We start from the raw sequence: 14046 nt of genomic DNA on the forward strand, positions 1-14046 counted from the left end.
ATTCTCCTTGTAGCAGCTGCCGAAGGCTGCGATCTTTTGATCTTGGTTTTTAAGATCAAAAGATCGCAGCCTTCGGCAGCTCCTACAGGGGGGCATCAAAAAAAGGGGGTTACCAGGATGAGCTCTCCCCACTCCTCAACGCCATCTCCCGCCGACTACTCGCCCGCATCGCCTTGATCAGCGACACCGTGCCCACTAACAAAATCGCCGCGCCAAACACAAAGTCGATGTTGTACAACTGAAAGTCCTGCACCGGCCCGACCAGCATCACTCGCACCACAGCAATCCCCACCAGCGTGGCCAGAAAATCGATCCCCGGTTCGTCGCGATAAAACACCAGCATCAGCGGCAGGCACAGCACCAGCAACATCAACAACACCACGACTTTGAACGAGTCTTTACGCTCAACGCTAAAGGCACATTCGTGCGCCCCGTAAGCCTTGTAGTCCTCGTCGCGGTTCAGCGAGTTTTTTTCGTTGATGTAGTCGACGCGGTTGTACTTCTGGATTGGCGTGAAGGTGTTGGACATTTCCATCAGCGTGGTGATGTTCCTGAAACGCAGGTCGATGCGCTCGCTGCCCTTGAGGTAATAGAGCACCGGTTTGTAGCCGTAGCGATAGGTGTCGAACGGGAACGCGGCGACCTGGCCCTGAACGCCGATAGGGCGTGGTTCCAATTCGGCGTAGGCGCTTTTGTTGGATGAGGCGAGGTTGCGACTGAGCGGCTGAACCTTGACTTGTTCAAGGAAGATCGGCGTCGCGCCGAAGGTCCACTGTAACGGTTCCATTCTCAGGCGCAGTTCATTGCGACCGAGGTCGTAGCGATTGAACGTGCGCTCGGACACCACCAATGAGCCGCCGACCATGAACTCGCCGCGCAGGTTGTTGGTGACGCGCAAGGTCAGTTGATCCTTGCCCAGCAACGCCGCTTGCGTGGACGGTGGCGTGCCGCACCACGCGGTACTTTCGCCAACACCGCCGAGCTGGCCGTTGCGGTTTTCCTTGAACACATAGAAGTAACTGGCCCACAGCGTCAGCATCAACAGCATCGCCGTGAGGCCCAAAATCTTTTTGCCCACACTCACAAACCCGACTCCCTTCATCGATTCCATCGTCCAGCCGAATCCCGCTGGCGGGCGGGACTTTAACAAATGGCCAGCATCGACCCAAGGGAAAATCCCCGATGGCGGAGGCTTGTAAGGGTTTCCCCCACATCCAAAAATATTGGAATGGGCGCCGGAGATCCCTTGTAGGAGCTGAGCTTGCTCGCGAAGGCGGCGTGTCAGGCACTATCAGTTTGACTGGTATACCGCTTTCGCGAGCAAGCTCGGCTCCTACAGAACATCCACACGTTACAGATTCGGAAAAAACCACAAAAACCATATCAGACCGCGTCAGATAGCCGCAGGCAAAGCCAAAATCTGATCCGCACAAATCAACAATTCCTGAGCCTGTTTTGTTTTCCACGGTGTTCCTACAGTGCAGCCCATGTCAGACCGGGTGGCCTGGCAAGAATTTGCAACCGTGGATGAACTGACCATGAGCACAGCAATAATCGGACAGGCTTATAACTACAAGGTCGTCCGCCAATTCGTCATTGCGACCATTTTCTGGGGTGTCGTGGGGATGGCGATGGGGGTATGGATCGCCTCTCAATTGGTATGGCCGGACATGAATCTGGACTTGCCGTGGACCACCTTCGGCCGCTTGCGACCGTTGCACACCAGCCTGGTGATTTTCGGCTTCGCCGGCAGCGCGCAATTCGCCGCCAGTTACTACGCAGTACAGCGCACCTGCCAGGTGCGGCTGTACTCGGACACCCTCGCAGCGTTCACTTTCTGGGGCTGGCAATCGGTGATCGTGATCATGCTGATTACCCTGCCGCTGGGCTACACCACCACCAAGGAATACGCCGAAATAGAATTTTCCGGCGCGGTGTGGATGGCCGTGGTCTGGGTCGCCTACGCCGTGGTGTTCTTCACCACCGTGGTGCAGCGCAAAACCAAACACATTTACGTCGGCAACTGGTTTTTCGGCGCGTTCATTTTGGTGATTGCGATGCTGCACGTGGTCAATCACCTGTCGATTCCGGTCGACTGGTTCAAGTCGTATCCGGTGTATTCCGGGGCCACCGACGCGATGGTGCAGTGGTGGTACGGGCACAACGCGGTGGGTTTTTTCCTCACCACCGGTTTCCTCGGGATGATGTATTACTTCGTGCCGAAACAGGTCAATCGGCCGGTGTATTCGTATCGGTTGTCGATCGTGCACTTCTGGGCGTTGATCACCTTGTACATCTGGGCCGGCCCGCACCACTTGCACTACACGGCGCTGCCGGACTGGGCGCAGTCATTGGGCATGGCCATGTCGCTGATCCTGCTCGCGCCGAGCTGGGGCGGGATGATCAACGGCATGATGACGCTCTCCGGCGCCTGGCATAAATTGCGCACCGACCCGATTCTGCGCTTCCTCGTGCTGTCGCTGGCGTTCTACGGCATGTCGACGTTTGAAGGGCCGATGATGGCGATCAAAACCGTCAACGCCCTCTCCCACTACACCGACTGGACCATCGGCCACGTTCACGCCGGGGCGTTGGGCTGGGTGGCGATGATCACCTTCGGCGCGACGTATCACATGGTGCCGAAAGTCTTCGGCCGCGAGCAGATGTACAGCACGCCGCTGATCAACCTGCACTTCTGGCTGGCGACGATTGGCACGGTGTTGTACATCGCCTCGATGTGGGTCAACGGCATCACTCAGGGCCTGATGTGGCGGGCGATCAACGAGGACGGCACGCTGACGTACTCGTTTGTCGAAGCGCTGCAGGCCAGTCACCCTGGGTTCATCGTGCGTTTTGCCGGCGGGGTGTTTTTTCTTAGCGGGATGTTGCTGATGGCTTACAACGTCTGGCGTACGGTGCGCGTGGCTGATGTGGCGCTGGCTCAGCGTGAAGCGCAGATTGCCTGAGCCTGGGAGGCCGTCATGATCGAGGTGTTTTTTGATGGGCTGGGCGTGGTGTTTTTGTGGCTGGCGGTGGAGTACTGCTTGCGGCGGGAGACGGCGGAGAGTCTGGATGAGGCGAGTATGGTGCCGTTTGCTGATGATCCGGAGGTGGCGCGGCGGGTTGAGTTGGCTACCGGGAAAAGCGTGAAAGCGGTGGCGCCGGAGGTGGTGAAATCGGGTTGGGGTAATCTGGAGATTTGAGGTGGGTCTGGGGTTGCCCTCACCCTAGCCCTCTCCCGAAAGGAGAGGGGACTGACCGGGTTGGATGTTCGAGGTACATCGACCTGAAAGTCCTGAGTCGAACTTGCAATTGAACACAACAAAGATCGGCTCCCTTTCCCCTCGCCCCCTTGGGGGAGAGGGCTGGGGTGAGGGGGTATGCCCTTGATCTTAGCCGCGTTCGCGGGGGATAAGGCTCTGCAATTGCAACGCCAAAAAATTCGCATCGAACACAAACGTGTCCGGATCCTTCAAACCATTGGTCTTGCGCCACTGCCACTCGCCGCCCGGCAGCCCCACCAACGAAATACTGCCGTAACGCGCCGCTGTCAGCCCCATCACCGCCAGCGAAATCTGCCCGGCGCTGCCCATCACATCGGGCACAAACTCCACCGGTTTGCCGGCAATCACGATGCTCAGCTTCTCGGTCTTGAACGTCGAGGTCTCAACCGGCGTACTCGGGCCGAACGCAACGTACGCCTCACGGCTGACTTCCAGCAGATTCGGCGCCTGCACCGGCTCCAGCCATCGCTGAATATCGCCGAACAGCCCTTCGATCCGGCTCGCCCAGACCTGCGACTGCGTTTCGAACAGTTGCTTTTTGTGCGCTTCGCTTTCGGCGTAATGACGAAGCATCTCGCCCAGTTGCTGTACGTCGCTCATTGCTGTGTGCCTCGGAAAGGATCCTGCGATGTTCGATAGTGGCAGATCGAAGCCCCGGTGTACGGTAAATCGCCTGCGGTTTTGCAACACACCGTGACACTTGCGTGAAAGATCAGCAGTACAGTCAATTGCTGCTGGCATCAGGCCTTGAAGAAAAGGACACTCGGGGAAAACACAGATCATTGATCGAGGAATTTCAATGCGCACCATCGGCCTGATCGGCGGTATGAGCTGGGAGTCCAGCGCCGAATATTATCGACTCATCAACCAACAGGTTCGCGACCGGCTCGGGCCACTGCGTTCGGCGCAAATATTGATGTACAGCGTCGACTTTGGCCCGGTCGAACAAGCCCAGCACGCCGGGCGCTGGGACGATGCGGCGGCGATTCTGGTGGACGCTGCACGCAGGCTCGAAGCCGGCGGCGCTGATTGCGTGGTGCTGTGTACCAACACCATGCACAAGGTCGCCGAGCAGATTCAGGCAGCGATCACCATTCCGTTTTTGCACATCGCCGAACCGGCAGCCCAGGCTGCGATCGCAATCGACGCACGTACCGTTGGCCTGCTCGGCACAGCGTTCACCATGGAACAGGATTTCCTCAAGCAGCGCCTGATCGCTCAGGGTTTGAAGGTTCTGGTGCCGGACGAAGCCGAGCGCAAGGACGTGCACCGGATCATCTACGACGAACTGTGTGTCGGCGTGATCAGCGAAGCCTCGCGGCAGACCTACCAAAAAGTCATTGAATCCCTGACCGCACGCGGCGCTCAGGCAATCATCCTCGGCTGCACCGAAATCGGCATGTTGATCAAACCCGAACACAGCGCCCTGCCCCTGCTCGACACCACCGAACTGCATGCACAGTCGGCGGTGGCGTTCGCACTGGGCGACTGAGTCAGGTTTTAGTGGCGTCGCAGACGGGCCATGCTCAGGGTGTCGACCCATTGCCCGTCACGCACCGCGTAATCGCGGAACAGCCCTTCATCCTCGAACCCGAACTTGCGGTAGAGGCTGATCGCCGCTTCGTTATCGGCATACACCGAAAGCTCGACGCGGTGCAGGTTCATCCAGTTATCGGCGACGTCCAGAGCCGCCGTCAATAGTTTCGACCCAACACCTTTGCCCTGCCACGCCACCGCAACGGCCATGCCGAAACTGCCAGCATGCGCCCGGCGAATCCGTGAAAACGCTTCCAGCCCGAGATTGCCGATCACTACACCTTCATGCAGCGCCACCAGTTTCACCGCCCGATCGTTTTCCGCCTGCAACCGCTGACGCCAGACTTCGGTGGATTGAAACGGCATCTGCAACACCTGCCGCGCCACGGCCGGGTCGTTGTAGAGCGCAGTGATGCCCTCAATGTGGGCTTCGCTGAAGCGTTCGATGTGAATAGTGGGGTTATCGTCGTGCATGGCAGATCCGTCCGTGATCCGTGTGTGGCCGACCACTCTAAGCCGACAACGCCCTCATCCGCCACAAACAAACACCGTGTAGGAGCTGCCGAAGGCTCCGATCTTTTGATCTTGATCTTAAAAACCAGGATCAAAAGATCGCAGCCTTCGGCAGCTCCTACAGGGGGATTGTGTTAGGTCAGGGCGACTTCTTCTTGCTCGGCGACGGCGACGGTTGCCGGGGTGGCTTGCGCGGTCTGGCTGAAATCGCGCAGATAGACGATGAACTCCTGCAACAGGCGATCCCACAATTCGAGGTTGCCGCGGAGGTGATCGTTGCTGACCCCGGCGCCGACCACCACGTCCATTTCCATCACCAGAAATTCGCCCTGCAACGACAACCGCGCAAAACGTCGAGTGGCGTTCCAGCGTTCCGCGACGCCGGCCGGCAGCTCACCTTGCACGCGCAATGCGCAACTGAAGGTGAAGTCGACGTAGCTGCCCTGCTCCGCTGCCGGATTGCCGAAACGCACGGCGTAGCCTATGCCCTGGCTGGCGCTGAGTAGCTGGACGATGCCGTTCTGTTCGGTCTGGTTGACGCGATAACCGGCGGCTTGCAGCACGTCGGTCAAGGATTGCGGGGACACCTGGGTGATCAATTGAGTCATTGGATCTTCCTTGTTCTTCAGATTGAGACGCCATGCTTGGGCTGATTCGGTCATAGCGTTTTCAAGCGTAGACCGTTCTGCCGGGTTGGCATGGAGAATCAAAATCAAAAGATCGCAGCCTTCGGCAGCTCCTACAGGGGAATACCGCCCAATGTAGGAGCTGCCGAAGGCTGCGATCTTTTGCTTCAGGAATAGACCGGCCAGGTGTCGACGATTTTGCCGCCGCGCACCGCGAGTAAATCGCCGAATTGCAGCAGCACGGCTTCAGTCTGGGTCGGGCGCAGGAACACTTGATCTTCGATATTCAGGCCGACAGCGCTGGAGCCGTTGACCATTTCCTGATTCGAGCTGCGCCCGTATACCGTGTTGCTCTGCAAACCCTGCGGCGATTCGAATTCGGCCATCCAGTTGCCGCCGTAGATGAAAAAGGTCTCGCGCTGATTCGCGTCCCACCAAGAATACAGCCGCGACTTGTCGTCCAGCGCCGGGATGTTCACCGCGCCGGTGCTTTTTAACACCGGCGTGGCGATATAGGTCGCAGGTACATGCTCGGTCAGCGACGGCAAATCGTAATGCGTCGGCTTGAGCATCGCCGTGCCCACCGACACTTCCGTGCTCAGCTTCTCATGTTCATGCATGCGATAACTCGGGCTGCCGGCGGTGTTCAGGCACAGTCCGTCGTGCCACAAACCGGGAAACTGCTGTCGAGTGAAATCAACGCAGCGCTGATAAATCACCATGACCTTGGCGAACAATTCCTCGGGCGAACCGAGTATCCCCGGCACGCCCATGCCCACGAACGGGTCGTAGCCCATGAACCCGGCAAACTGCAGATGCTGCGGGTTGGCGCTGATCAGCGTGAGCATTTGCCCCAGCACATTCACATCACTGACCCCGCCACGATGCAGGCCGACATCCAGCTCGATGTTGATGCGCATCCGCGTGCCCAAGCCCTGCGCGAGTTGCAGGTATTGCTGCAATCGTTCGGGGCCGTCGAGCAGCCATTGCAACTGCTTCGACGGATCGAACGTGCCCTTATGAGTTTGGTAAAACAGCTCCGCTGAACGTACCGGCAATGGCTTGCCGAGCAAAATATCCGACTGCGGAAACGTCACCGCATCGTGATTGAGAAACGGCTGATGAAACGACATCAAACGCTGTGTCCCCGCGCGTTGCGCGATGTAGCTCAGCAGCCCCGGCGATGGCAGCGATTTCTCGACCAGCCGCAAATGTTTGCCGCCGCGCTTCACCGACTGCATGACCACGTCGATGTTGTGATCGAGTCGATCCAGATCGATCAGCAGCACCGGCCGCATCGGGCCTTTATCTTTCAACTCGCGATTGAGCGCACGAAAATAATCGCTGTACGGCCCGCCACGATCGCCCGGCCGCAACCACGCGCCAACCCCGACCAACAAGGCGCCAACACCCAATGTACCGAGCAGGAAGTTACGTCGATTAACCGCCATCAGCTCACCCCCAGAATCGATGACAAATGCGCGTTCAAGAATCGCCCGCTCGGATCCAGCGCTTGGCGCACGTCGACAAACTCGCGCCAGCGCGGGTACAGCGGTTGCAGGTTTTTCGCGTTGAGCGTGTGCAATTTGCCCCAGTGCGGGCGGCCGTTGTACTTCCAGAAAATCGGCTCGACCGCCGCAAAAAAGTTGTGATGATCCATCTGGTAATGCTGGTGCACCGAGATCGAACAGCTGTCGCGGCCCTCGAACATGCTCAGCGGAATGTCGTCGGCTTTGACGTAACGGTACTCGATGGGAAACCAGGTGCGCAGATCCTTGTCCTGAATCAGCTTGAGAATCTCGCGCAGACAGGCCGGGCCGTGTTCGGCGGGCACCGAATATTCCATCTCGTTGAAGCGCACGGTGCGCACGTTGGCGTAGACGTCGAACGAGTCGCCGATGCGATCATCGAAACTCGCCAAATGGCGCAGGCTGTTGAGCATGGTGCGGCGCAGGTCGGGGAAGTCGCTGCCATATTTGTCGATCTTTTCGATCAGAGTGACGAACTCGTTGCCGCCCTCTTCTTCCGGCGGGATGGGCGGCGTGGCCGGCTCGTCGGTTTCGTTGAGGGCGATGGACAAGGCGTAGTCGGAGTGGGTGACGACGAGCATTTCCCAGTGCTGGTTTTCGCTGGTGTTCTTGTCGATGTCTTCCAGCAGCTCTTCGGTCTTGGCGATCCATTGGCGTTCGCGCAGACGATAAGCCGGACGGTTTTGCAGACGAATTTTGGTCGCCACGCCGAGGGCGCCGAGGGAGACCCGCGCCGCGTTGAACACCTCGGGATGACGCTGACTGTCGCAATCGAGCACCTCGCCACTGGCGGTCACCAGTTGCATGCCGCAAACGTGGGCCGAGTAGGACTGAAAGTTTTTGCCGGTGCCGTGGGTCGAGGTAGAGATCGCGCCGGCGAGGGTCTGGTAATCGATGTCGGCCATGTTTTGCAGGGCCTGGCCGATGTCTTTCAACGGTACGCCCATGCGCGACATTGGTGTGCCGGCGGCGAATTCCGCCTGTAAGGTTTTTGCATCGTGATCGAGCAGGCCGTTGAAGTAGCTCAGCGACAGCAGCGTGCCGTCGGTGGGCACCAGAGCGCTGAAGGAATGCGCCGAGCCGACCGGGCGGATCTTGCCTTGGGCCTGTTTGATCACACTTGTCAGTTCGTCGAGATTCTTCGGCGCAAGGCGCGCCGCCGGCAGGCAACTCTGCCCGCCCGACCAGTTGCGCCACGGAATCAGCCGTGGCGCGCGCATCAATTGGCCCAGAGCCGGATTGCTCGCCAACGCGCTGAACGCGCCGATGATGCTAGCCCGTTGCAATAACTGGCGCCGTGTCAGATCCATCGTCATGCCGGGCACCTTATTGTGGGAGCGACTGGTCGGCCATGAAGCCGATCAATTGCAGAAATTGTTCTTCGCTGCACTCGACGCACTGACCCATCGGCGGCATGCCGTTGTAGCCGTTGATGGCGTGGTCGAGCAGCGTGTCGGCGCCTTGCTGGATGCGCGGTTCCCAGGCTTTGCGGTCGCCGGTGAGTGGCGCGTTGGCGGCGGGATTGGCGTGGCAGAGCTGGCAACTGTTGGCATAGATCTGCGCCAGTGCCGGGTCTTTGGGCATGGCGTTGCTGGTGCTTGAACTGGCCGGGGGTTTCGGGGCTTCGCCGCAGCCAAACAGCGCAACGGATAAAGTCAGCAGTAATGTGATGGGAATTGCCCGCATGACGATCCTCAAGGGTGGCATCGCTTATTGTTGTGATCACACCTTAAGGCAGGCGCGCCAGCGGGTTGAGGGCATTGCGGGACAGTGAGGGGGGCAAACGGGGCCAGCCGAATCCGACATATCCCCCTGTTGATGATCGTTCCCACGCTCTGCATGAAAACGATCAGATCAAAAGATCGCAGCCTTCGGCAGCTCCTACAGGGATACTTTGTGGCCACCCCTTCTGTTCTGCGGTCTGATGATCGTTCCCACGCTCTGCGTGGGAATGCAGCCCCGGACGCTCTGCGTCCGATTGGAACGCGGAGCGTCCCTTGAGGCATTCCCACGCAGAGCATGGGAACGATCAGATCAAAAGATCGCAGCCTTCGGCAGCTCCTACAGGGGGGCTATGGGGTCACCCCTTCTGTTCTGCGGTCTGATTATCGTTCCCACGCTCTGCGTGGGAATGCAGCCCAGGACGCTCTGCGTCCGATTGGAACGCAAAGCGTCCCTTGAGGCATTCCCATGCAGAGCATGGAAACGATCAGATCAAAAGATCGCAGCCTTCGGCAGCTCCTACAGGGGGGCTGTGTGGCCACCCCTTTTGTTCTGTGGGTTTGGGTGACATTCGGGTGACATTTGCGGGTTTAAATTTCGCGGCATTCAGGCGTATAACCGTTACAGACTTTCAAATTCGTACGCGGGGTAGCGACATGAGCACAGCAAACATCCTTGGCAATCTGTTCCCTTCTGTCAGCGACATCCCGGAAAAATATCGCCTCGACGGTCAGGTCGAGCAACGTGAATATCTGGTCGACGGCCAGTTGCGCCGCTGGGACGGCCCGCTCGCCACGGTGCGCAGCCCGGTGTATCTGCACGGTGACAATGGCGACGAGCAAGTCATCCTCGGCAGCACGCCGTTGCTTGATGCCGACACCGCCCTCACCGCCCTCGACGCCGCCGTGCGTGCCTACGACCGTGGCCAGGGCCTGTGGCCGACCATGCGCGTGGCCGAACGCATTCAGCATGTCGAAGCCTTCCTCGGCCGCATGCGCCAACAGCGCGACGCCGTGGTGAAGCTGCTGATGTGGGAAATCGGCAAGAACCTCAAGGACTCGGAAAAAGAGTTCGACCGCACCTGCGATTACATCGTCGACACCATCAACGCGCTCAAGGAACTCGACCGCCGCTCCAGTCGTTTCGAGCTGGAACAGGACACCCTCGGCCAGATCCGCCGCGTACCACTCGGCGTCGCGCTGTGCATGGGCCCTTACAACTATCCGCTGAACGAGACCTTCACCACACTGATCCCGGCGCTGATCATGGGCAACACCGTGGTGTTCAAACCGGCCAAGCTCGGCGTCCTGCTGATCCGCCCTCTGCTTGAAGCCTTCCGCGACAGCTTCCCGACCGGCGTGATCAACGTGATCTACGGCAGCGGCCGCGAAACGGTCAGCGCGCTGATGGCCAGCGGCAAGATCGATATTTTCGCCTTCATCGGCACCAACAAAGCCGCCAGCGACCTGAAAAAACTGCACCCGAAACCACACCGTCTGCGCGCCGCACTGGGTCTGGACGCAAAAAACCCGGGCATCGTCTTGCCGGAGGTCGATCTGGACAATGCCGTCAGCGAAGCCGTCACAGGTTCGCTGTCGTTCAACGGCCAGCGCTGCACCGCACTGAAAATCCTCTTCGTCCATGAAGACGTGGTCGACAGCTTTATCGAAAAATTCAACGCCAAACTGGCCACGCTGAAACCGGGCATGCCGTGGGACAGCGGTGTGTCGCTGACGCCGTTGCCGGAGGCTGGCAAAGTCGATTATCTGCACGGTCTGGTGGCCGACGCGCAGAGCAAAGGCGCGCAAGTGGTCAACCCCAATGGCGGCGAATCCCGTGAATCGTTCTTCTACCCGGCGGTGCTGTACCCGGTGAACCCGCAGATGCGCGTTTATCAGGAAGAGCAGTTCGGCCCGGTGGTGCCGATCGTGCCGTACCGTCACCTCGATACGGTGATCGATTACGTGCTGGAGTCGGATTTCGGCCAGCAGCTGAGCATCTTCGGCACCAACCCGGTGGCGGTCGGCCGACTGGTCGACACCTTTGCCAATCAGGTCGGGCGGATCAACCTCAACGCGCAATGTCAGCGTGGCCCGGACACTTATCCGTTCAACGGGCGCAAAAACTCCGCTGAAGGGACGTTATCGGTGCACGACGCACTGCGGGTGTTCTCGATCCGCACACTGGTGGCGACCAAGTTCCAGGACAGCAACAAGGATCTGATCAGCGAAATCATTCGTGGCCGCGATTCTAGTTTCCTGACCACGGACTACATCTTCTAAGCGGATTGGGAAGTCATCAGCTTCTCGTCTAAATCCACAAAGCCCCCGGCATTTCAGTGTCTACACTGATTCCAGCGCTGCACTGGATGCCGGGAGCTGCACATGCTTGATTACGTCGCGTTGGGTCTGTTGGTGTTTGTCGGTCTCGTGCTGTTCTACGGGATCATCGTTCTGCATGACATTCCGTACGAAATTGCCGTTCACCGTAATCACCCGCATCAGGATGCGATCCATGCCACGGGCTGGGTCAGCCTGTTCACCCTGCATGCGCTGTGGCCGTTTCTGTGGATCTGGGCGATGGCGTATCGCGAGGATCGCGGTTGGGGTTTCGGTGACGGCAAACCGGTGCAGAACCATGTGCTGCGGCTGGAACAGCAAGTCATAGAGCTGCAAGGTCGCATTGAGCGACTTGAGTCGCAGTCACCGCGCTCTGATAAAGAGGGGAACTGAGCATGGATCTGCTGCTCATCCTCACGTACGCCGCATTCTGTGTCGCGCTGTTCAAAATCTTCCGCATCCCGCTCAATAAATGGACGGTGCCCACCGCCGTTCTGGGCGGAATCCTGATCATCGGTGCGCTGATTTTCACCATGAACTACAACCACCCCTACTCCGAGGTGGCGCGTTCCTACTTCGTTTCTGTGCCAGTGATTCCCATCGTCAGCGGCCAGGTGATCGAGGTGCCGGTGCACGGTAACGAGCCGTTGGAAAAAGGCGATGTGCTGTTTCGCATCGATCCGACGCCGTTTGAAAACCGGGTGAAATCGCTCAAGGCGCAACTGGTCGCGGCCAAGGGCGATCGTTATCGCATCACCGAATTGATCCGCCGTAACTTCGGCACTCAGCGCGAACTGGATGCCGCCATCTCACGCACCGATGACCTGCAGGCGCAACTCGACAACGCCCAGTTCGAGCTGGACAACACCACCGTTCGCGCGCCGAGCAAAGGTTTCGTCACCCACGTTTCGTTGCGTCCGGGGATGATGGCGAGCAAGTTGCCGCTGCGCCCGTCCATGGTATTTATCCCCGAAGAAGGCCAGTATTTTGCTGCGTGGATGCGTCAGAACAGCCTGCTGCGTCTGACCGTCGGCGACGAGGCAGAAGTCGCCTTCGACGGCATTCCCGGCAAGGTCTTCGAAGGTCGGGTGAAAAGCGTCATCGGCGTGATTGCCGAAGGACAGATTCAACCGTCCGGCACGTTGATCGGCTACACCGGTTCACCGCCGGCCGGGCGAGTGCCAGTGATCATTGAAATCACCGATCCGGACTACGCCCAGTACGCCAAACAGATGCCCGGCGGCGCTTACGGTCAGGCGGCGCTGTACAGTCAGCACTTTCATCACATCGGCGCGATGCGCAAAATTCTCCTGCGCATGGCGGCCTGGATGAATTACATTTTCCCTTTCCATTGATCTGAAAAACACTGACGAGAGGTTCGCACTGAGTACTCACAGCACCCATCGACTGCCACCGCTATTGCGCCGAATCCTGCGACCGTTGCTCGATCCGTACCGGCGCTACCGCCACGCCCGACTGATCCACGCCGTGCGGGTGGCCCTCGGGTTGCTGGCGACGATTCTGCTGACCACCGGCATCAATCTGCCCCACGGCGAATGGGCCTCGGTGACCATGCTGGTGGTGATTGGCGGCTTGCAACACCACGGCAACATCGGCAAAAAAGCCGCCGAGCGCGCCACCGGCACGTTGATCGGCGCCGCCGTAGGCTTGGTTCTCGTGGCGCAACAGGCGTGGCTCGGCATGCCGTGGCTGACTTACTTTTCGATGGCGGTGGTCTGCGGATTCTTCTCGTATCATGCCATCGGCAAGGGGGGGTTACACCGCTCTGCTCTCGGCGATCACTGTGTTTATCGTCGCCGGGCATGGTGACAACCCGATCACCGACGGCTTGTGGCGCGGCGTCGATATTCTGATCGGCATCGCCCTCGCCCTGGCCTTTTCCTTCGCGCTGCCGCTGTACGCCGTGTACTCGTGGCGCTACAACCTCGCTGATGCGTTGCGCGATTGCGCCACGGTGTATGGACGGATCATCAGCGGCCAACCGGTCAGCGCAGACGAGCATTTGAAACTGATGGGCCGTTTGGGCGCGGTGATGGTGCAACTGCGCTCGCTGATGCCGTCGGTGTCCAAGGAAGTGAAGATTTCCATGACCGAACTGGATGCGATCCAGCGCAACCTGCGCATGTGCATCAGCACCCTGGAAATCCTCGGCAACACCCGCCCGGACGCTAACGACCCCGAGGCCATGGCGCATCTGCAATCAGCGCTGAAGGCTGAACACCGGCAGATTCGGGTGCAATTGATCGGCATGGCACGGGCGTTGAAAACCGGCGCAAGCCAACGTCTCGATCGACCTGTGGAGTTGCCGGACGCCGGCCTGGACGCACCGGTTTACAGTGCGCTGGACGGTTATCGCTTATTGACCCGACAGCTTGCTGCGAACATCGGCGACATGCGTCAGCGGCTAGCGAAAACCGCGGCGCGCTGGAACATCTGAAGCGCGGCGAATTTTCCCATGTAACAACGCAGACATGAT

General features: G+C 59.1%; 13 protein-coding genes and 1 pseudogene. 7 read left to right on the forward strand and 7 right to left on the reverse strand.

What is annotated here, in order from left to right:
• Positions 1–109: 109 nt before the first annotated feature.
• Positions 110–1084, reverse strand: coding sequence for a hypothetical protein (locus QMX93_RS09390; protein ID WP_282355001.1), 975 nt, complete (start codon positions 1082–1084; stop codon positions 110–112).
• A 454-nt stretch (positions 1085–1538) separates the two neighbouring features.
• Here QMX93_RS09390 and ccoN point away from each other — a divergent pair, with 454 nt between their 5' ends.
• Both ccoN and QMX93_RS09400 read left to right on the forward strand, forming a co-directional pair.
• Positions 1539–2966 carry a cytochrome-c oxidase, cbb3-type subunit I gene (gene ccoN / locus QMX93_RS09395; protein WP_053120937.1) on the forward strand — a complete coding sequence of 476 codons (1428 nt, stop codon included), beginning with the start codon at positions 1539–1541 and terminating at the stop codon, positions 2964–2966.
• Between the two features lie 15 nt (positions 2967–2981).
• A complete protein-coding gene (locus QMX93_RS09400; protein ID WP_282355004.1) occupies positions 2982–3203 on the forward strand; it encodes a cbb3-type cytochrome c oxidase subunit 3 in 222 nt (73 codons plus the stop codon).
• A 189-nt stretch (positions 3204–3392) separates the two neighbouring features.
• Here QMX93_RS09400 and QMX93_RS09405 read toward each other — a convergent pair whose 3' ends face one another.
• Entirely contained in the window at positions 3393–3884 is a 492-nt protein-coding gene (locus tag QMX93_RS09405) for a hypothetical protein (RefSeq protein WP_053120651.1), read from the reverse strand.
• Positions 3885–4083: 199 nt separating this feature from the next.
• Here QMX93_RS09405 and QMX93_RS09410 point away from each other — a divergent pair, with 199 nt between their 5' ends.
• Positions 4084–4776, forward strand: a complete 693-nt coding sequence (locus QMX93_RS09410) for an aspartate/glutamate racemase family protein (protein ID WP_282355005.1) — start codon at positions 4084–4086, stop codon at positions 4774–4776.
• An 8-nt stretch (positions 4777–4784) separates the two neighbouring features.
• Here QMX93_RS09410 and QMX93_RS09415 read toward each other — a convergent pair whose 3' ends face one another.
• The 5 genes from QMX93_RS09415 to QMX93_RS09435 form a co-directional block, all read right to left on the reverse strand.
• On the reverse strand, positions 4785–5294 hold the full coding sequence (locus QMX93_RS09415; protein ID WP_282355007.1) for a GNAT family N-acetyltransferase: 510 nt from the start codon (positions 5292–5294) through the stop codon (positions 4785–4787).
• 173 nt (positions 5295–5467) lie between these two features.
• Positions 5468–5941 carry a YbjN domain-containing protein gene (locus tag QMX93_RS09420; protein WP_212550690.1) on the reverse strand — a complete coding sequence of 158 codons (474 nt, stop codon included), beginning with the start codon at positions 5939–5941 and terminating at the stop codon, positions 5468–5470.
• A gap of 185 nt (positions 5942–6126) precedes the next feature.
• Positions 6127–7335, reverse strand: coding sequence for a DSD1 family PLP-dependent enzyme (locus tag QMX93_RS09425; protein ID WP_282355144.1), 1209 nt, complete (start codon positions 7333–7335; stop codon positions 6127–6129).
• A gap of 74 nt (positions 7336–7409) precedes the next feature.
• Complete coding sequence (locus QMX93_RS09430) at positions 7410–8738, reverse strand: D-arabinono-1,4-lactone oxidase (RefSeq protein WP_282355147.1); 1329 nt, start codon at positions 8736–8738, stop codon at positions 7410–7412.
• A gap of 76 nt (positions 8739–8814) precedes the next feature.
• Entirely contained in the window at positions 8815–9174 is a 360-nt protein-coding gene (locus tag QMX93_RS09435) for a c-type cytochrome (RefSeq protein WP_282355011.1), read from the reverse strand.
• Between the two features lie 692 nt (positions 9175–9866).
• On the opposite strand from QMX93_RS09435, the gene QMX93_RS09440 reads away from it, so the two are divergent.
• From QMX93_RS09440 to QMX93_RS09455, 4 genes and pseudogenes are all read left to right on the forward strand, one after another.
• Positions 9867–11492 carry an NADP-dependent glyceraldehyde-3-phosphate dehydrogenase gene (locus QMX93_RS09440; protein WP_053120666.1) on the forward strand — a complete coding sequence of 542 codons (1626 nt, stop codon included), beginning with the start codon at positions 9867–9869 and terminating at the stop codon, positions 11490–11492.
• Positions 11493–11594: 102 nt separating this feature from the next.
• On the forward strand, positions 11595–11942 hold the full coding sequence (locus QMX93_RS09445; RefSeq protein WP_282355015.1) for a DUF3302 domain-containing protein: 348 nt from the start codon (positions 11595–11597) through the stop codon (positions 11940–11942).
• A gap of 2 nt (positions 11943–11944) precedes the next feature.
• Positions 11945–12904 carry an HlyD family secretion protein gene (locus QMX93_RS09450; protein ID WP_053120670.1) on the forward strand — a complete coding sequence of 320 codons (960 nt, stop codon included), beginning with the start codon at positions 11945–11947 and terminating at the stop codon, positions 12902–12904.
• 64 nt (positions 12905–12968) lie between these two features.
• A pseudogene (locus tag QMX93_RS09455) lies at positions 12969–14007 on the forward strand (FUSC family protein).
• Positions 14008–14046: the final 39 nt, after the last annotated feature.

It is taken from the genome of Pseudomonas sp. PS01303 (genome assembly GCF_029959385.1).
Classification (GTDB): Bacteria; Pseudomonadota; Gammaproteobacteria; order Pseudomonadales; family Pseudomonadaceae; genus Aquipseudomonas; species Aquipseudomonas rustica.